The following is a 19,217-nucleotide window of genomic DNA, read 5'->3' on the forward strand; positions in this document are numbered from 1 at the left end:
CAGACGGGGATCAATGCAGGTTGGGCCCCAGCCAGCGTTCGGCCTCTGCCAGGGTCATCCCCTTGCGCTGGGCGTAGTCTTCCACCTGATCCTGCTGGATCTGGGCCACCGCGAAGTATTTGCTCTCGGGGTGGGAGAAGTACCAGCCGGATACCGCCGCCCCCGGCCACATGGCGTAGGACTCGGTGAGCTGCATGCCGATGGCCTGCTCCACGTCCAGCAGCTCCCAGATGCTCCCCTTCTCGGTGTGCTCCGGGCAGGCCGGGTAGCCCGGCGCCGGGCGTATCCCCTGGTAATTTTCGCGGATAAGCTCTTCGTTGCTGAGCGCCTCGTCCGGGGCATAGCCCCAGTGCACTTTGCGCACCTGCTCGTGGAGGTATTCGGCAAAGGCCTCGGCGAGACGATCGCACACCGCCTGAATGAGAATGGCGTTGTAGTCGTCGTGGTCCGCCTTGTAGGCCTTGGCGATGGCCTCCTCGCCGATGCCGCCGGTCACCGCGAAGGCGCCGATCCAGTCGGGCTTGCCGCTCTCCTTCGGCGCCACATAGTCCGCCAGACAGTAGTTGGGGAAGCCCTGCTTCTCGCTCTGCTGGCGCAGGTGGTGCAGCACCTTGCGCACCTGGGTGCGGGTCTCGTCGGTGTAGACCTCGATGCTGTCCCCTACCGCATTGGCGGGGAACAGGCCGACGATACCGGCGCAGCGCACGCTCTGATCCTTCTCCAGCTGATCCAGCATGGCGTTGGCGTCGGCGTAGAGGCGCGTCGCCTCCTCCCCCACGACGTCATCCTCCAGAATGCGGGGGAACTTGCCCGCCAGCTCCCAGCTCAGGAAAAACGGCGTCCAGTCGATGTAGGGGCGCAGCACAGAGATGGGCACGTTTTCGAAGGTCTGCACGCCGGGCTCCCGGGGCGCCGGGGGCTCATAGCCCACCCAGTCCAGCTGATGGCGGTTGGCGCGGGCATGGGCCAGGCTGACCGGCTTGGAGCGCGGCTGCTTGCGGGCATGCTGATCCCGGGCAATCTCGTACTCCTTGTCGATGCGGGCCACGAAGGCGGGCTTGAGCTCCGGGCTCAGCAGGCTCTGGGCCACCCCCACGGCGCGGGAGGCGTTGGAGACATAGACCACGGGCTCGGAGTAGTTCTGCTCTATCTTCACCGCGGTGTGGGCCTTGGAAGTGGTGGCACCGCCGATGAGCAGCGGCAGCTTGAACCCCTGACGCTCCATCTCTTTCGCTACGTGCACCATCTCGTCCAGGGACGGAGTGATGAGACCCGACAGGCCGATGATGTCGGCGTTCACTTCCCGGGCCGTCTTGAGGATGGTCTCGCAGGAGACCATGACCCCGAGATCCACGATCTCGAAGTTGTTGCACTGGAGCACCACCCCGACGATGTTCTTGCCGATGTCGTGCACGTCGCCCTTGACGGTGGCCAGCACGATTTTGCCGTTGCTGGAACCGCCGGACTTCTCCGCCTCGATGTAGGGCTGCAGGTAGGCCACCGCCCGCTTCATCACCCGGGCCGACTTCACCACCTGGGGCAGGAACATCTTGCCGGCGCCGAACAGATCTCCCACCACGTTCATGCCGTCCATCAGCGGCCCCTCGATGACGTGCAGCGGCTTCTCGGCCTGGGCGCGCGCCTCCTCGGTGTCCTCCTCGATAAAGTCGGTGATCCCCTTGACCAGGGCGTGTTCGAGCCGCTTGCCCACCGGCCAGCTACGCCACTCCTGATCCCGCGGATCCTCCGCCTGGGCACCCGCGCCGCGATACTTCTCGGCAATGGCCAGCAGCGCCTCGGTGGCGTTGTCGTTGAGGTTCAGCACCACCGCCTCGACCTTCTCTTTGAGCTCGGCCGGGATGTCTTCGTAGATGGCAAGCTGGCCCGCGTTGACGATCCCCATGTCCATGCCGTTCCTGATGGCGTGGTAGAGGAAGACAGCGTGGATGGCTTCGCGCACCGGCTCGTTGCCACGGAAGGAGAAGGAGACGTTGGAGACGCCGCCGGAGATCATGGCGTGGGGCAGGTGTGTTTTGATGTCCTTCACCGCTTCGATGAAGTCCACCGCGTAGTTGTTGTGCTCGTCGATGCCGGTCGCCACCGCGAAGATGTTGGGGTCGAAGATGATGTCTTCCGGCGGGAAGCCGACGCGGTCCACCAGAATGCGGTAGGCGCGCTGGCAGATCTCGAACTTGCGGGCACGGGTATCGGCCTGGCCCACCTCGTCGAACGCCATGACGATGACGGCGGCGCCGTAGCGACGCAGCAGTTTCGCCTGCTCGATGAATTTGTCCTCCCCCTCCTTCATGGAGATGGAGTTGACCACCGGCTTGCCCTGCACGCACTTGAGGCCCGCCTCCAGCACCTCCCACTTGGAGGAGTCGATCATCACCGGCACCCGGGCGATGTCCGGTTCCCCGGCGATGAGGTTCAGGAAGCGCACCATGGCCGCCTCGGCGTCCAGCATCCCCTCATCCATGTTGATGTCGATGATCTGGGCGCCGTTTTCCACCTGCTGCTTGGCCACATCCAGGGCCTCGTCGTAGAGCCCTTCTTTTATCAAGCGCTTGAACTTGGCCGAGCCGGTGACGTTGGTCCGCTCACCCACGTTCACGAACATGGAGTCCGCCGTGATGATGAGAGGCTCCAGGCCCGACAACCGGCAGGCCACCGGCAGATCCGGCAGGGCGCGGGGCTTGATGCCCGCCACGGCGTCCGCCATGGCGCGGATGTGGGTCGGGGTGGTGCCGCAGCAGCCGCCTACCAGGTTGAGAAAGCCGCTTTGGGCCCACTCGCGGATATGCTCCGCCATCTCTACCGCGTCCAGATCGTACTCGCCAAACGCATTGGGCAGACCGGCGTTGGGGTGGGCGCTGACATGGGTCTCGCTGATGCGGGAGAGCTCCTCCACGTACTGGCGCAGCTCGTCCGGCCCCAGCGCACAGTTGAGGCCGAAGGAGACCGGTTTGACGTGGCGAAGGGAGTGGTAGAAGGCCTCGGTGGTCTGGCCCGAGAGGGTACGACCGGAGGCGTCCGTGATGGTGCCGGAGATCATCACCGGCAGACTGTAACCCAGCTCCTCAAACACCAGGTCCACCGCGAAGGCGGCCGCCTTGGCGTTGAGGGTGTCGAAGATGGTCTCGATCAGGATGATGTCGGCACCGCCCTCGATGAGGGCATGGGTCGATTCGGTGTAGGCGGCCACCAGCTCGTCATAGGTGACGTTGCGCTTGCCCGGGTCGTTCACGTCCGGCGAGATGGAGGCGGTACGGTTGGTGGGGCCCAGAACCCCTGCCACAAAGCGCGGTTTCGCCGGGTCTTTGGCGGTCCACTCGTCCGCCACGGCGCGGGCCAGGCGGGCCGCCTCCCGGTTTATCTCGGCCGAGAGCGCTTCCATCTCGTAGTCCGCCATGGCGATGCGGGTGGCGTTGAAGGTGTTGGTCTCGAGGATGTCGGCCCCGGCGGCACAATACTGGTCGTGGATCTCGCGAATGACGGCGGGACGGCTCAACACCAGCAGGTCGTTGTTGCCCTTGATGTCGGTATGCCAGTCGGCAAACCGCTCCCCCCGATAGTCCGCCTCACCGAGTTTGTAGCCCTGGATCATGGTGCCCATGGCCCCGTCGATGATCAGGATCCGCTCCTTGAGACAGGCTTCCAGCCTGGTTGTGACATCCGCTTTCTTGTTCGACTCTCTGCTCGACACCGCTCGTACCCCTTACATCCATGCAACTGCGTGATGCCCATCCTAGCAGCAATCAAATTAAATGGAAATCTAGCCGTCTATCTGTCCGTGGTGACGATTAAATATAACCATAAATAGGTAATGAGCATGATCTAACCCGGGAGTACCCTATGCCCGTCCTCAAGAGGGATACGTGCTTGCTGTTTACCAAAGAGAAAAATAACTATGAGCGTCTACTACACACTCTGCTTCCTGGCAGCGTTGGCGATCTTCATCGCCTTTGCCAACCAGTATGTTGTGAAGATCCAGACCACCATCGCCATCACTGCGGGCTCCATGCTGATCTCCGCGCTGCTGGTGCTGTTTGGCAAACTGGGTTGGTTCAATCTGGAGCCTCTCGCCATCAAGACCATGGAGAGCATCGACTTCCAGAACTTCCTGTTGAAGGGGATCCTGGGCTTCCTGCTGTTCGCCGGCGGGCTTGGCATCAACCTCAAGGCGTTGCGTAGCCAGAAGTGGGAAATCACCATTCTGGCCATAGCCGCCACCCTGCTCTCCACCTTCCTCATCGGCTACGGCTTCTGGTTCATCGCCAAGCTGCTGGGCTGGGATGTGCCGCTGGTCTACTGCATGTTGTTCGGTGCCCTGATCTCCCCCACCGACCCCATCGCCGTACTGGCCATCGTCAAGAAGATGAAGGCGCCACCCCAGATCGCCATCCAGATCGAGGGGGAATCCCTGTTCAACGACGGTGTCGGCCTCGTCATCTTCGCCACCGTGTTTGCCGTGGCCTTTGGCGGCGTGGAGCCCACCTTCGGCAGCGTGGCCGGTCTGTTCCTGCATGAGGCCCTCGGCGGCATCCTGTTCGGGGCCGTGCTGGGCCTCATCGCCCACGTGATGATCAGCGCCACCGACGACGGCTCCCTGGAGCTGCTGCTGACCCTCTGCATCCCGACCGCGGGCTTCGCCTTCGCCAACATGATCGGCGTCTCCGGCGCCCTGGCCATGGTGGTGACCGGCATCATGATCGGCAACTGGACCCGTCATTCCGGCTTCTCCGAGCAGAGCCAGCACCACCTGGATCACTTCTGGGAGTTGATGGATCAGTTCCTCAACGCCCTGCTGTTCCTGCTGATCGGTCTGGCACTGGTGCTGCTGGACCTCGACTGGCGCGACTGGATCCTGCTGGTCATCGCGGTCCCGCTCTGCCTGGCCGCCCGCTTCATCAGCGTCTCCCTGCCCTATGTGGCGTTCCGCAAGTTCCGCAGCTACAACACCTTCTCGGTGCGCATCCTCACTTGGGGCGGCCTGCGTGGCGGTCTGGCCATGGCCATGGCCCTGGCACTGCCATCCGGCGTCATGATGATCCCGGAGCACAACGTCGATCTGCGCCAGGTGATCCTGGTGATGACCTACTCGGTGGTGATGTTCTCCATCGTGGTACAGGGTATGACCATTACCCCCATGATCACCGCCGCCAAGAAGGCCTGTGGCGACGCCTGAGCCCGTCCCTGACCGGCAATGAAAAGGGCTCCCTCGGGAGCCCTTTTGCCGTCCCCGTGGCAGTGAAAAACAGGGAATGACTGGGTGAACGCACAATTAGTGTTTGCTTTTTACACATTTCGAGGAGAGAATGCGCGCCGGCTAGTTAATCAGCCCTGATTATGTTCGCAATGCTTCACCTCACGATGAATCCTGCCAGTACCCGCATAACCTTCTTCTGATTTACTCGCCTTGAGAACCGTTCAGGCTGTCTGCCTGCGTTGCCCGGCTCTCACGGTGCAGACCCGATCTGCCCACTCCCAAGTAGCATCATGCATCCGCGTGGTCCTTGGCGCCTTCCTTGAAAGTGCAGACGCCCCTGAACCGGGCTGGGTATTCCTGCGCGCTCGTCCGCCATCGTGCTGACCGCGCCCATTGACCTGACATTTGCCAATACAAGGAGCAAACACTTAATTTATATAGAGAAATACCATGATGAAACACGTACAGATCCGCAAACCCCTGCGTCGCAGCAAACCCATCAACCTGCCCGTGCAAGAGCACGACGACGATGCGTTCCTGATCCAGTTCAGCACCCGCTTCAGCGGCGGCTTCGCCATCTCCTGTGATGGCATCGCCGGCGAGTTCTCCATCGAAGAGCTCAACTGACCTTGCCTGCCCACCGGCAGCGCCCGATGCAGACAGGCCGCAACTCACGGCGGCCTCCTTGCCTGACGTCATAGTCTGCATGGCCCCGCTCCCAGAGCGGTGGCTAGACCCCGCAAGTCTCCTTGTCAGGCGCCTCCAGCAGCAGGCACTCCTCCTCGCCGGCTCCCAGCCTGACCCGTTTGCCCTGACTCAGCCCCAGCTTGGCGAGTAGCCGGACCGAGCGCTCATTGCCCGGGGTGACGATGGCGACCACCCGCTCGATGCCGAGCCGTTCACGGCCATCTGCCATGGCCGCCCGCGCGGCTTCGATGGCATAGCCCTGGCCACGCCAGGCGGGCAGGAAGGCATAGCCGATGTCTTCACAGGGCAGGGTATCGCGCTTGATCAGACCGCAGATGCCGAGCCTGGCCCCGTCTTCCCGCCGCACCACCAGATAGAGTCCGTGACCGTGGCGGGCATAACTGACCGCAGGCCCCTGCTGGATGTAGTTTTCGGCATCCGCCAGGGTACGCACCCCGCGATCGCCGATGTAGCGGTGAAAATCACCATCGTTGAGCAGTTCGAGAATGAAGGGGGCATCGACAATGGTCAGTTCGCGCAGTTCCAGGCGCTCGGAGAGGATCATGACATGGGCTCGTTCGGCAGAGAGAGTGTCCAAGACTGCTCCCGCCCCGCTTCCTTGGCAAGACCCGGAGGATATTTTCGCCCCCGGGAGCCGCGTCCCCGCTATACTGCCCACCCCATGGAACAGGCAGGAGAACGGCCATGACCGATACCCCCGAATTTTTTGATGAAGAGACACTGCTGGAGATGGTGGAGAACCAGCTCGCCGACGGCCATCCCCTCCAGGTGAAAGCCACCCTGATGCGCCTGGTGATGAAGGGCACCCCGCGGGAAGAGGCGCTGCAATACATCGCCTGCGCCCTGGGCGCCGAACTCATGGCCATGGAAGCCGAACAGGGCCCCTTCAACCTCGTCCGTTACGGCGAGTTTCTCGACAGCCTGCCCGAGATGCCCTGGGCCGAATGACCCGGGCCGATTAGGCAAGCCCCGGCGCCAGCCATTATCATTACTGCCACCACCAATGACGGGAGTATGGGGATATGCGCTGGCAAGATCGCCGTGAGAGCAACAATGTGGAAGACCGACGCCAGCAAGGCGGCGGCAACGGGGGTGGCGGCCTGCCCATCGGTGGCAAGGGGCGCCTGATCCTGCTGGTGGTGGTCATGGTGGCGGGGTACTACGGCGTGGACCTCGGCCCCCTGCTGCAGGATCCGGCCCCGCAGAGCCAGCCCCAACGTCAGAACTCGTCCCAGACTGCCAACGATCCCCTCGCCCGCTTCACCTCGGTGATGCTCGCCTCCACGGAGGACGCCTGGGGCGAGATGTTCCAGCAAAGCGGCAACCACTATCAGGCCCCCAGACTGGTGCTCTATCGCGGTGCGACCCGCACCGGCTGCGGCCAGGGGCAGTCGGTGATGGGGCCCTTCTACTGTCCGGCCGACAGCACCGTCTACATCGATCTCTCCTTCTATCAGGACATGCGCGACAAGCTGGGGGCCGACGGCGACTTCGCCCAGGGCTATGTGATCGCCCACGAGGTGGGCCACCACGTGCAGAACCTGCTCGGTATCTCCACCAAGGTGCGCCAGCAGCAACAGGGGCTCAGCCAGGTCGCCCAGAACCGGTTGTCGGTCAAGCTCGAACTGCAGGCGGACTGCTTCGCCGGGGTCTGGGGCCACTATATGGAAAAAGAGCAGGTGCTGGAGCGCGGCGATCTGGAAGAGGCGCTCAACGCCGCCCAGGCCATCGGCGACGACAGGTTGCAGCAGCAAGGTCAGGGCCGGGTCGTTCCCGACAGCTTCACCCACGGCACCTCGGCCCAGCGCCTCACCTGGTTCAAACGCGGTTTTGACAGCGGCAAGCCCACCAGTTGCGACACCTTCGCCGCCCGCTGAAGGGGGCAAACGCAAAGGGGCCGATTCCTCACGGAGCCGGCCCCTTTTCTTTCTCACCCGAGGGGGTCTTCCCTCATTCGGGATCCTCCGCCAGCAGATCGGTGAAGACGAAGCCGTCCCGCAGCACCGTCTCCCCCACCCGGATGGGCAAGGGATGCAGGAACATGGGGCCGTCCCAGGCCAGGGTGTGGAACTCCCCGTTCTCGCCGCAGGGATCCACCCCGGCGGGCAGGGCAGCCAGCAAGGCCGGGCCGAATTCATGACCACCTAACCCGGCGTCCAGCTTGCCCGGATCCAGGGTACAGACCCTGGCCTTGAGCCCGGCGTCGATCATCGCCTGCGCCAGCTCGGTCGTGTCGCTGCCCCAGAGCGGGAAGAGCGGCGTGATGCCGGTCCCGCCAGTTGCCGCTCCCGATAGGCGCGCACATCCTCAAGAAAGAGATCCCCGAACGCCATGTGGTAAATGTCCTTGGCCTGCACATCGGCGATGAAGCCCGTCATGATGCGCCCATACTCCTCGTTGCTGCAGGGCCAGGGCAGGTCGATGGTGGTCAGCGGCAAGCCCACACACTCAGCCTGTGCCAGCAGCAACTGCTTGCGCACCCCGTGCATGGCCACCCGCTCGAACGCCTGGTTGAGGGTGGTGAACAGCCCCACCACCTCGATGGCCGGATCCTGCCGCAGGCGATGCAAGGCCCAGGCGCTGTCTTTTCCGCTGCTCCAGGAGAGCAGTACCTTTTTCTTCGTCATGATCTCTCCAGCTACTTGCCGCACCGTGCTGCAAGACAGTGTTGCGAATTGTGCGATTTACATTGCGGGACACAAAAGCATACCCTCGTGGGTGAGCGTATCCCCGCAGCACACCGGGGAGAATAACTAAAAAAACGATGGGAAACATAAGGATATGAGTAAAGTCAGCACATCGCACGACCACGGTCGCCCCCTCAATCGACAGGATTACAAAACCCTGAGCCTGGCGGCGCTGGGCGGCGCCCTCGAATTCTACGACTTCATCATCTTCGTCTTCTTCGCCGTGGTCATCGGCGAGCTCTTCTTCCCGGCCGACATTCCCGAGTGGCTGCGCCAGTTCCAGACCTTCGGCATCTTCGCCGCCGGCTACCTGGCTCGTCCCCTGGGGGGCATCATCATGGCCCACTTTGGCGATCTCATCGGCCGCAAGCGGATGTTCACCCTCAGCATCATCCTGATGGCCTTGCCGACCTTGCTGATCGGCCTGCTGCCCACCTACGCCGTGCTCGGCATCGCCGCCCCCCTGCTGTTGCTGCTGCTGCGGATCCTGCAAGGGGCCGCCATCGGCGGGGAAGTCCCCGGTGCCTGGGTCTTCGTGGCCGAGCACGTGCCCGCCCGCCGGGTCGGTGTCGCCTGCGGCACCCTCACCGCGGGGCTGACCGCCGGCATCCTGCTCGGCTCCCTGGTGGCGACCGCCATCAACCGTGGCATGAGCCCGGGCGATGTGAGCGACTGGGGCTGGCGTCTGGCCTTCGTGCTCGGCGGCGTGTTCGGCATCGTCGCCATGTACCTGCGCCGCTGGCTGCACGAAACCCCGGTCTTCGCCGAGATGCAGGCCAACAAGTCCCTGGCCGAGGAGCTGCCCCTCAAGACGGTGCTGCGTGAACACAAGGGCAGCGTCGTCGTCTCCATGCTGCTGACCTGGCTGCTCTCCGCCGGCATCGTGGTGGTGATCCTGATGACCCCGACCTATCTGCAGAAGGTGCACGGCATCAGCCCGGCCGATGCCCTGACCGCCAACTCCCTGGCCATCGTCGCCCTCACCCTGGGCTGCATCGTCTATGGTCGCCTGATCGATGCCATCGGCAGCGGCCCTACCTTCATCCTGGGCTCCCTGCTGCTGGCCGGCGCCACTTATACCTTCTACCACAGCCTGGTAGCCGGCACGGATCAGCTGGTGCCCCTCTACATGCTGGCGGGCTTTGCGGTGGGGATCGTCGGCGCCGTGCCCTACGTCATGGTCAATGCCTTCCCGCCGGTGGTGCGCTTCTCCGGGCTGTCGTTCTCCTACAACGTGGCCTACGCCATCTTCGGCGGCCTCACCCCCATGCTGGTCACCCTCTGGATGAAGGAGGACGTGCTGGCCCCCTCCCACTATGTGGTCAGCCTGGCCGCCCTCGGTTTCGTGCTCGGCATCTGGCTCTGGCTGCGCCAGCGCGGCCAACGCCAGGCCACCCCGCAGGCCGCCTGATCCTTCCCAAGCAAGCCCCGCACTGTCGGGGCTTGTTCTTTGCGGATATCATCGACCGGGTGGCGGTCCGCTGCGGACCTGCCAGCTCACCCCAATCCGTCCATCTGCCCGAGGTCCACTATGTTCTTCCAGGTCGTCTTTCTCGCCTTGCTGGCCCTGCTGCCCATGGTCAACCCGCCCACCACGGCCACCCTGCTGCTGGGACTGAGCAAGGGCATGTCCCGCGAGCACATTCGCCGCCAGATCAACATGGCCGCCCTCTATCTGTTCGCCACCCTGTGCGTCAGCTTCTTCATCGGATCCTCCATCCTGGATCTGTTCGGGATCTCCATTCCCGGCCTGCGCCTGGCCGGTGGCCTCATCATCGCCTTCATCGGCTTTCGCATGCTGTTCCCCTCGCCAAACCAGTCTGCCGGGGTCGAGGCCAACCAGAATATCGCCTTCGTGCCCCTGACCATGCCCAGCATGTGCGGACCCGGCACCATGGCGCTGGTGATCAGCGGCGCGGCCCAGATCGCCGAGCTGCCGGCCGAGGCCGATCGCGTCGTCATCTATGCCGCCATGGTCACCGCCTTCGCCCTGATGAGCCTGATCAGCTGGGGTGTGCTCAAGCTGGCAGATCCCGTGTGCAAGATCCTGGGAGCCACCGGCATCGACGCCATGACCCGCATCATGGGTTTCCTGCTGGTGTGCATGGGTATGCAGTTCTGCATCAACGGCGTCAAGGAGGTGGCGCAGGATCCCGTCTTCCATGGCCAGGTGATGGAACAACCCACTGCCGCCTTGCCGACCCATGCCGGATCTACCGCCCTCGATCATCTCGCCGTGCCGCGCCAGCCCTGATTGAAAACGGTGTCATTTTTCGTGCAAATCCCTCCTGATCTTGCGCCTGATCATATTGCCTTCATCTTGATGGGGTAGTCTGGTTTTTGTACAGGCAGGGTTCAGAAGGTTACCGCTAGCGTGGCATGTGCTGACCCCATCACTTGAGGAGATATGCAAATGGAAAAGATGCTGACCGAGATTGGAAGCTACAGCCTGTTTCATGAGTATCTGAACGTGGTCGGTGCCGCCAGCCCCGCGCTGACCCGGATCAAGACAGGATGGGAGTTCAAGCGAAAGGATCGCCTGCTCGCCCAGATAAGGGTGGATGACCACGGCCACGCCCGCTTCTTCATCGACGCCCGCGCCATTTCGGTCAACTGACCCGACCCCTTTCCCAGCCCCGGCGCCGGGCCGGGGTTTACAAAGGTGTGTGACCTTACTGGGTGCCGCCCACGGTGAGCTGATCCAGCTTGAGGGTGGGCTGGCCGACGCCGACCGGCACGCTCTGCCCCTCCTTGCCGCAGACCCCGACCCCGCGATCCAGCGCGAGATCACGGCCCACCATGGAAACCTGGCTCATCGCCTCGGGGCCGTTGCCGATCAGGGTCGCCCCCTTGATGGGCGCAGTGATCCTGCCATCCTCGATGAGGTAGGCCTCGGAGGCGGAGAAGACGAACTTGCCGGAGGTGATGTCCACCTGGCCGCCACCGAAGTTGGGGGCGTAAATGCCCTTCTTCACCGAGGCGATGATCTCGGCCGGATCGTACTGACCCGCCAGCATGTAGGTGTTGGTCATGCGCGGCATCGGCAGGGCGGCGTAGGATTCGCGGCGGCCGTTACCGGTGAGCGGCACGCCCATCAGGCGGGCGTTCTGCTTGTCCTGCAGGTAACCCTTGAGAATGCCGTTCTCGATCAGCACGTTGTAACCGCCCGGCGTCCCCTCGTCGTCGATGGAGACGGAGCCACGCCGACCTGGCAGAGTGCCGTCATCGACGATGGTGCAGTGCTTGGAGGCCACCTGCTCGCCGATGCGCCCGGCAAAGGCGGAGGAGCCCTTGCGGTTGAAGTCCCCTTCCAGACCGTGACCCACCGCCTCGTGCAGCAGCACACCGGGCCAGCCGGCACCGAGCACCACCGGCATGGTGCCGGCCGGGGCGTCGATGGCCTCCAGGTTGACCAGCGCCTGGCGTACCGCTTCGCGCACATAGCCAAACGCCCGGCTCTCGAGCCCGTCCAGCTCGAGGAAATGGTCGTAACCGAAGCGGCCACCGCCCCCCGCGCTGCCGCGCTCACGGCGATCCCCCTTCTCGGCGATGACGGTCACCGAGAGGCGCACCAGCGGACGCACGTCGGCGGCCAGGGTGCCATCGGTGGCGGCCACCAGGATCTCTTCATAGACCCCGCTGATGGAGGCCATCACCTGATTGATGGCGGGATCCAGGCTTCTGGCGAACTTGTCCATCTGCTCCAGCAGGGCAATTTTCTGCTGCTTGTCGAGGGTTTGCAGGGGATCCAGCGCCGGGTAGAGCAGGTTTGCTTCGGTGCGAGCCCACGCCTTCACCTTGCCCTGCGCACCGGCGGCGGCGATGCCGCGAGCGGCAGTCACCGACTGTTGCAGCGCCAGCAGGCTCAGCTCGTCCGAGTAGGCGAAACCGGTCTTCTCGCCGCTGACGGCGCGCACCCCCACCCCTTGATCGATGTTGTAGCTGCCATCCTTGACGATGCCGTCCTCCAGCATCCAGGACTCGTGCCAGCTGCGCTGGAAATAGAGGTCGCCGAACTCCACCTGATGGCTCATCAGGCTGCCGAGCAGCTGTTGCAGCCGCCCTTCGTCGAGATCGTTCGGGGCCAACAGTGAGGCACTAACCTGGCTCAATAGACTCAAATCTTTCTCTCCACTCTCATGCGAGATGTCGTAACGGTTAAATCCACGGCCGCGGGCTCACAGCAGGCGGGCGTGTTGCAGCACCGGCATGGTGCGTTTCAATTCATCGACCAGGGCCCCATCCAGTGGCGCCAGCACAGTGCCCTGCCCCGACGCCAGACAGGCCAGCACCCGGCCCCAGGGGTCGATCACCATGCTGTGGCCCCAGGTCTGGCGCCCCGTCTCGTGGGTGCCCCCCTGGTTGGCGGCCACCACGTAGCACTGGTTCTCGATGGCACGGGCCCGCAGCAGGGGCTCCCAGTGCGCCTCGCCGGTGACGGCGGTAAAGGCGGCAGGCACCAGCAGCACCCGGGCACCGGCCCGGGCCAACTGGCGGTACAGCTCGGGAAAGCGCAGATCATAACAGATAGAAAGGCCGAGGGGACCAAAGGGGGAGTCCACCAGCACAGGCTGATCACCCGGGCTGAAGGTCTCCGACTCCCGGTAGCGGCCGTGATTGTCCGCCACGTCCACGTCGAACAGGTGGATCTTGTGGTAGTGCCCCTTGATCTCGCCGTCGGGATCGAACACCAGGGTACTGGTGTGGATGTGGTCGGCACCGGCGATGGCGGTGGGCATGGCCCCGGCCACCAGCCAGATGCCGTGGGATTTGGCCCAATCAGAGAGTTGCTGCTGGATTGGGCCATTTCCCAACGGCTCTGCCCCGTCCAGATACCCCTGCCGCTCGCCAAAGAGGGCGAAGTTTTCCGGCAGCAGCACCAGCAAGGGGCGCTCCCCGGGCAGACTCGCCAGCTCGGCGGCGATCCGCTCCCGGTTATCCTGCCAGGTACGACCCGAAATCAACTGCATGGCGGCTAGCCACATGACGCGCTCCTTCTGTTGGGCGAGCCGGTGGCAGAAGGCCTCCTCGGCTCGCAGGGCAATATCCGCACTCTTCTGTTGGGCGAGCCGGTGACACAAGGCCTTCTCGGCTCGCAGGGCAATATCCGCACTCATCTGTTGGGCGAGCCGGTGACCGGTGACAGAAGGCCTTCTCGGCTCGCAGGGCAATATCTGCACTATGAGGGGTTTGGCGGCCGGGGGAAAGTCCCCCAGCCCGGTGCATGCCCTCAGCGCTGACCCGAGCCCTGATGCTTGGGATCGAGCAGGAAGGGGGTGACCTCCTTGGCGGGCAGGCCGGGCGCCACCGCATCCACCGCATCCTTCTGGTGCTGGTTGAGCTTGATGCGGGCGCGATCCCGCCCCGCCTCCACCAGCCTGGGGGCGTCCAGCGGGCCGGAGACCCGAAAATCGATGCGGGTCACCACGTCCACCACGGGCTCCAGCAGCTTGGAGAGGGCCAGCACATAGAGCCCGGTGATGGGGGTCAGGGAGAAGGCCGCCACCACCGGCAGGGTGCCCCCCAGGTTGGGGGAGAAGCTCAGATCAAAGTCGAGCCGCCAGCGCACCAGATCCGCGATGCCCTTGCCCCGCAGGTTGCCCGCGGCGCCCTTCATGTAGAAGTCGTTGTTCTCCACCACCCCCTGATTGACCTTGGCGGAGGCGGACATGGACTCGAAATAGAAGCCCTTGTCGAATACATCGCGAAAATCGAGGCGCAGCTTGCGCATCAGGGAGTCGAGGCTCAGCAGGGAGAGCAGCCGGGCCCCCTTGTCGTTGACCTCCCGCAGGGTGCCTCCCTCCAGCTGGTAGTCGGCGCTGCCCGCCAGAGTCGGCAGGCTCAGGCGGTAGGGCACGTCACGCCAGTTCAGATCCAGCGCCAGCTTGCCCGGGGCATCCCCGATGGGCGAGGTGTAGCCGAGCCGCTTGAGCAGCAGCTCGCTGTTGCGGGTCTCGAGGTTCACCCTGGCACGGGTCTGCATCTGGCTGCCACGGGCCAGCCACTCGGCGCTGCCGCGCAGGGTGCTGCCCGCCAGGCGCATCTCCAGTCCTTTGAGATCCAGCCGGTTGGCCCCGGGCAGCAGCTCCCCCTTCACCTCACCCAGGGGCAGCTCGCCGAAGCGGCAATCCACGCAGCTGAAGGTGAGCCAGGGAATGGCATTCATGATGGCCCTGTCCTGGCGCTCATCGGGATCCGGGCTGAGATCGGTCCCCTTGCCGGACCAGTAGATGCGGGCAAACTTGGCATCGATGGGGCGCCCATCGGCCACCGGCACCCGCACCACCCCCATCACGTCGGGGCTGTCGATCATCACCTCGGTGGCCTGGTTCACCGGCCCCAGGGTGAAGTGCACCGCCTTGAGGCTGGCACTGCCGATGTCGGCACGGGCCAGCTGGCCATCTACCCACCACTCCTGGGGCAAGAAAGAGGGGCCCACCACCGCATTGTCACTCGGCGCCGAACCGGCCGGCAGCCACTGCTTGAGACGAGCCAGCCAGCCGGCCACGTCCGCCTGCTGCTGGTTGATGGCGAGCAGCATGGGCTTGTCCTGCATCACCCGCGCCCCGGGCTGGCCGATGTTGACCCGCACCCGGCTGAGGTAGGGGACGCCGTCGCCGTACACCAGGCGGCTCTGCATGTCGATGTCCGCCCCCAGCACGGCGCGGATGTCGGCGCTGCCATCCCGCCCACGGGCCGTCACCTTGAGGGGCAGCCGGGTACCCGCCGCCTTGGTCAGGGGCACGGGCAGATCCAGCCCCATGCCCTGCAGGTTGGAGTCCAGCGCCAGCTGGAAGCTGAACGCCTTGTTCTCGGGCAGGGTCAGCCCCAGGGTACCGGACCAGTTGCTGCGCCCCTGGAGCATCTCGAGGGCCGGTATGTCCCGGCGCTGGCGGCGGCTGTCCCACTGCCCCTGGAACTTGAGGTCGGCCTGATAGCCGTGGGGCAGTTGCCGCCCCTGATAATCCAGGGTCAGCGGCTGGTTCCACAGGCTGGCCTTGAGGTTGTGAATGCGCGTCTGCTCGTTGTCATACTCGAGCGTCCCTGCGACCCCGTCGAGGGGCAGATCCAGGGAGGCGATCCTCACCTTGTTGTCCTTGAAGCTGGCTTCCCCGCTGGCCTTGACCTCCCCCTCGCCATCCAGCGGTATGTCGAGCTTCACCGTGCCCTTCATGGGGCCGCGGATCTCCACCTCCCGCAGCGCCTGACCGACGGATCCCCCCAGCGGCGAGTCCTGCAAATAGTCGCTGATGGCCTTGCCCTCGCCCTCAACCTTGGCATCCACGTAGAGGTGAGCCCCCGGATAGAGGTCCGGGATCCAGGCGTGCACCGAGTCGGAGCTGGCCTTGCCGAGCTGGGTGGCGCGGCTGTTCATGTCGAGGCTGGCGTTCTGGAACAGCAGATCGATCTGCAGGTCGGTCAGCGGCTGCCAGCCCGGGAAAAACTCGTAGGTGGCCTGTTGCAGCGGCACCGCCACCTGGAAGACGCCCTTGCCGTTGTCGTAGGGGAAGTCACGGAATTCGCCGTACCAGAGCAGGTCGGCTCCCTTGGCCTTGCCCCCCTTGATGGCGCCGCTCAGGTAGCTCACCAGCCCCTCATCCATCACCGCCAGGGGGTAGTAGCGATCCGCATGGGCCGCGTTCTTGACGTCGATCCGCCCGGTCAGGGCGAGGAAGGGGTGCTCGAACAGCTCGAGGCGAAACCGGCTGGCGAGGCGCAGATCCGGGTTGTCCAGGGCAATGTCCTGACCATAGAGCACCCAGCCTTGCGGCGCCCGCCACCAGTCGAGGGCCGCACTCAGGCTGTCCACCGGGATGGGTTCCTTGAAGTGGCGGGCCGGATCCACCTTGCCCTTGCCCAGGGTCAGGCGGGCACGCCCCCCGTTCGGGGTCAGCCAGAAGTCGCCGTCCAGCTTTTGCAGACCGGGCACATCGTGCCAGGCCCGGGTCCCGAAGCCGCGCAGTTGCCCCTGCACAGAGAGCCCCTGCCAGTCCCCGTCGGCCTGCAGGACCAGCTCCTGCAACTGGCCCCTTGGCCGGGTGCGCTTGAGGGTCTCGGTCAGCTCGGGATAGAGGCCGGAGACCAGCTGGCTCAAGTTGGCAATCTGGTCGAGATCGATGGCGGGCACATAGCCCTGGATGCGCGAGCCGATGCGCTCGAGCTGCAGGCGGCTGTGCAGCCAGGTGGCGCCATCGAGCTTGAAGATGACGTCGTGGCTGGCGAGCTGCCACGCCTCGCCGTCCCGGCGCAGCTGGATCTTGCCCCCCTGCAGGTCGAGGCGGTGCGGCTCTCCCTTGATCTCGTCCTTCCAGATCAGGTGGTTGTTGCCAAAGGCCAGCAGGGAGTTGCCGAGCCTGCCCTTCTCGAACTCGCTCCAGAGCTGGAAGTCGAGCTGGCCGCTCACCGGCGGCGCGCCGGCGTGGATCCGGGCCAGCATGGGGCTGATGTCCAGCTCCCGGGCCCCCAGATAGAGCTGGCCCTTGAGGCGGTCGAGCCGCACCTCGGGAGCATCCACATCGATGATGAGGTCCAGGGTGCTCTCCCCCACCCCGTTGATGAGATAGGCCTTGCCGACCCCCTGATGCCGCTTGCCGCGGTTCTGCCAGCGCAACTGGGCGATGTCGAGGGCGCGCACCTCCCCCAGTGCCGTGGTGAGGCTCAGGCGAGTGTCGTGAATGTCGAAGGTGGAGAGCTGGGTCAGCAGGAAGCGTAGCAGGGCCTCCTGCTGGTTCGCGCTCTTCCCGCTGACGGGGGTGGCGGGCTGGGTCATGTCCAGCGCGATGTTGCCGTCGCTCAGGATCAACTGGCCAAACACCGGTCTGAGTTCGTTGAGGGAGCGCCAGAAGTCGAGGTGGGCCCACACCTTGCCAAGGCGCAGGGAGAAACGCCCCGAATCGGGGGCGATGGCCAGTCCTTCCAGCCCGATGGCCGGGCCGCGGGGAGTCCACTCCAGCCCGACGTGATCCACGCTCACCTCGAGCTGACTCTCTCCGAGCAGGGTCCCTATCACGGCCGCTCGGTGCTGGTTGAGCAAAGGGCCGCCCAGTCGTACCACGCTGACCAGAACGGCCAGCAGCACGAAGAAGACTCCGAGGGCCAACCAGCCCCGACTCAACCAGCGATAGACCAATTACATCATCACCACATCGAACTGTTCCTGCCCACAGAGCGGCTCGGAGACCACCCTGACCTGCTTGCCGATGAAGACTTCCAGCTCCGCCAGACTGTGGGACTCCTCCCCCCGCAGGTAATCGGCCACCGAGGGGGCCGCATAGACGGTGAACTGATCCGCGTCGTAGGCGCGGTTGACCCGGATGATCTCCCGCAGGATCTCGAAGCAGACCGACTCCACCGTCTTGACCCGGCCGCGCCCCTTGCACTCGGGGCACTCGGCGCAGAGCACGTGCTCCAGGCTCTCCCGGGTACGCTTGCGGGTCATCTCCACCAGCCCGAGCTGGGAGAAACCGTTGACGTTGGTCTTGGCCCTGTCCTTGGCCAGCGCCAGCTCCAGGCTGTGCAGCACCCGGCGACGGTGATCCTCGGACTGCATGTCGATGAAGTCGATGATGATGATGCCGCCGAGGTTGCGCAGGCGCAGGTGACGGGCGATGGCGGCGGTGGCCTCGACGTTGGTGTTGAAGATGGTCTCTTCCAGATTGCGATGGCCGACGAAGGCCCCGGTGTTGATGTCCACCGTGGTCATGGCTTCGGTCTGGTCGATGATGAGATAGCCGCCGGATTTGAGCTCCACCTTGCGCTCCAGGGCCCGCTGGATCTCGTTCTCCACGTCATAAAGATCGAAGATGGGCGACTCGCCGGTGTAGTACTCCAGCTTGTTGGCAAGCTCGGGCACGTACTCCTCGGTGAAACGCTTGAGCTGATCGAAGCTCTGGCGCGAGTCGACCCGGATCTTGTCGAGCTCGGCACCGACGAAGTCACGCACCACCCTGAATGCCAGGCTAGGATCCTCGTAGAGGATCTTGCAGGGGGGGTACTTCTGCTTGCGCTCGAGGATCTTGCGCCACAGACGCTTCAAGAAGGCGGCGTCCTGCTCCAGCTCCTGCTCCCCCACCCCTTCGGCGGCGGTGCGGATGATGTAGCCGCCCAGTTCGTCCACATAGCCGGCCACGGTGCGCTTGAGGCGCTCGCGCTCCGCCTCGGATTCGATGCGCTGGGAGACCCCCACGTGGGCACTGCCCGGCATGAAGACCAGATAACGGGATGGCAGGGTGATGTCGGTGGTGAGGCGGGCCCCCTTGGTACCGAGCGGGTCTTTGACCACCTGTACCATGATGTCCTGCCCCTGGCGCACCAGTTCGGCGATGTTGCCGGCCTGGAACTGCTCCTTCTCCTTGATCGCCACGCACTCGGTATGGGGGACGATGTCGGAGGCGTGCAGGAAGGCGGCCTTGTCCATGCCGATGTCGACGAAGGCGGCCTGCATGCCGGGCAGCACGCGGCTGATCTTGCCCTTGTAGATGTTGCCCACGATGCCGCGCTTGGCCTGACGCTCCACATGCACTTCCTGCAGCAGACCGTTCTCGACCAGGGCGACCCGGGTTTCGGAGGGGGTGACGTTTACCAGCAGTTCTACCGACATAAGTTACCTTGCC

Annotated in this window: 13 protein-coding genes and 1 pseudogene; 7 read left to right on the top strand and 7 right to left on the bottom strand. The window is 64.5% G+C overall.

Features of this window, described 5'->3' with window-relative positions; genetic code table 11:
- Window positions 1-10 precede the first annotated feature (10 nt).
- Window positions 11-3,706: a methionine synthase gene (metH, locus tag I6L32_RS05145; protein ID WP_216944779.1), complete on the bottom strand. Its 3,696-nt coding sequence runs from the start codon at window positions 3,704-3,706 to the stop codon at window positions 11-13.
- 204 nt (window positions 3,707-3,910) lie between these two features.
- Between metH and I6L32_RS05150 the strand changes: the two genes are divergently transcribed.
- On the top strand, window positions 3,911-5,188 hold the full coding sequence (locus tag I6L32_RS05150) for a sodium:proton antiporter (protein ID WP_049637291.1): 1,278 nt from the start codon (window positions 3,911-3,913) through the stop codon (window positions 5,186-5,188).
- A gap of 471 nt (window positions 5,189-5,659) precedes the next feature.
- Window positions 5,660-5,836 carry a hypothetical protein gene (locus tag I6L32_RS05155; RefSeq protein WP_010672653.1) on the top strand — a complete coding sequence of 59 codons (177 nt, stop codon included), beginning with the start codon at window positions 5,660-5,662 and terminating at the stop codon, window positions 5,834-5,836.
- Between the two features lie 103 nt (window positions 5,837-5,939).
- Here the strand turns inward: I6L32_RS05155 and I6L32_RS05160 are convergent, their stop codons facing one another.
- A complete protein-coding gene (locus I6L32_RS05160; protein ID WP_010672652.1) occupies window positions 5,940-6,461 on the bottom strand; it encodes a GNAT family N-acetyltransferase in 522 nt (173 codons plus the stop codon).
- Between the two features lie 140 nt (window positions 6,462-6,601).
- Here I6L32_RS05160 and I6L32_RS05165 point away from each other — a divergent pair, with 140 nt between their 5' ends.
- Together I6L32_RS05165 and I6L32_RS05170 are read left to right on the top strand one after the other, a co-directional pair.
- Window positions 6,602-6,865, top strand: a complete 264-nt coding sequence (locus I6L32_RS05165) for a hypothetical protein (protein ID WP_039040440.1) — start codon at window positions 6,602-6,604, stop codon at window positions 6,863-6,865.
- A gap of 74 nt (window positions 6,866-6,939) precedes the next feature.
- The gene (locus I6L32_RS05170) at window positions 6,940-7,794 is read left to right on the top strand and encodes a neutral zinc metallopeptidase (RefSeq protein WP_069785500.1); all 855 of its coding nucleotides are present in this window, start codon (window positions 6,940-6,942) and stop codon (window positions 7,792-7,794) included.
- Between the two features lie 73 nt (window positions 7,795-7,867).
- On the opposite strand, the pseudogene I6L32_RS05175 reads toward I6L32_RS05170, so the two are convergent.
- Window positions 7,868-8,544 (bottom strand): annotated as a pseudogene (locus I6L32_RS05175) (ATP-binding protein).
- 154 nt (window positions 8,545-8,698) lie between these two features.
- On the opposite strand from I6L32_RS05175, the gene I6L32_RS05180 reads away from it, so the two are divergent.
- From I6L32_RS05180 to I6L32_RS05190, 3 genes are all read left to right on the top strand, one after another.
- Window positions 8,699-10,015, top strand: coding sequence for an MFS transporter (locus tag I6L32_RS05180; RefSeq protein ID WP_069785499.1), 1,317 nt, complete (start codon window positions 8,699-8,701; stop codon window positions 10,013-10,015).
- Window positions 10,016-10,135: 120 nt separating this feature from the next.
- Window positions 10,136-10,858, top strand: a complete 723-nt coding sequence (locus I6L32_RS05185; RefSeq protein ID WP_069785498.1) for a MarC family NAAT transporter — start codon at window positions 10,136-10,138, stop codon at window positions 10,856-10,858.
- A gap of 159 nt (window positions 10,859-11,017) precedes the next feature.
- Window positions 11,018-11,221: a hypothetical protein gene (locus I6L32_RS05190; protein ID WP_041212219.1), complete on the top strand. Its 204-nt coding sequence runs from the start codon at window positions 11,018-11,020 to the stop codon at window positions 11,219-11,221.
- A 55-nt stretch (window positions 11,222-11,276) separates the two neighbouring features.
- Here I6L32_RS05190 and tldD read toward each other — a convergent pair whose 3' ends face one another.
- From tldD to rng, 4 genes are all read right to left on the bottom strand, one after another.
- Complete coding sequence (gene tldD / locus I6L32_RS05195; protein ID WP_041212218.1) at window positions 11,277-12,725, bottom strand: metalloprotease TldD; 1,449 nt, start codon at window positions 12,723-12,725, stop codon at window positions 11,277-11,279.
- A gap of 57 nt (window positions 12,726-12,782) precedes the next feature.
- On the bottom strand, window positions 12,783-13,589 hold the full coding sequence (locus I6L32_RS05200) for a carbon-nitrogen hydrolase family protein (protein WP_216945121.1): 807 nt from the start codon (window positions 13,587-13,589) through the stop codon (window positions 12,783-12,785).
- A gap of 245 nt (window positions 13,590-13,834) precedes the next feature.
- Window positions 13,835-17,734 carry a YhdP family protein gene (locus tag I6L32_RS05205; RefSeq protein ID WP_216944780.1) on the bottom strand — a complete coding sequence of 1,300 codons (3,900 nt, stop codon included), beginning with the start codon at window positions 17,732-17,734 and terminating at the stop codon, window positions 13,835-13,837.
- The gene (gene rng / locus I6L32_RS05210) at window positions 17,735-19,204 is read right to left on the bottom strand and encodes a ribonuclease G (RefSeq protein ID WP_010672637.1); all 1,470 of its coding nucleotides are present in this window, start codon (window positions 19,202-19,204) and stop codon (window positions 17,735-17,737) included. It lies immediately after the preceding gene.
- Window positions 19,205-19,217: the final 13 nt, after the last annotated feature.

Source organism: Aeromonas sp. FDAARGOS 1402 (assembly GCF_019046925.1).
Classification (GTDB): Bacteria; Pseudomonadota; Gammaproteobacteria; order Enterobacterales; family Aeromonadaceae; genus Aeromonas; species Aeromonas caviae.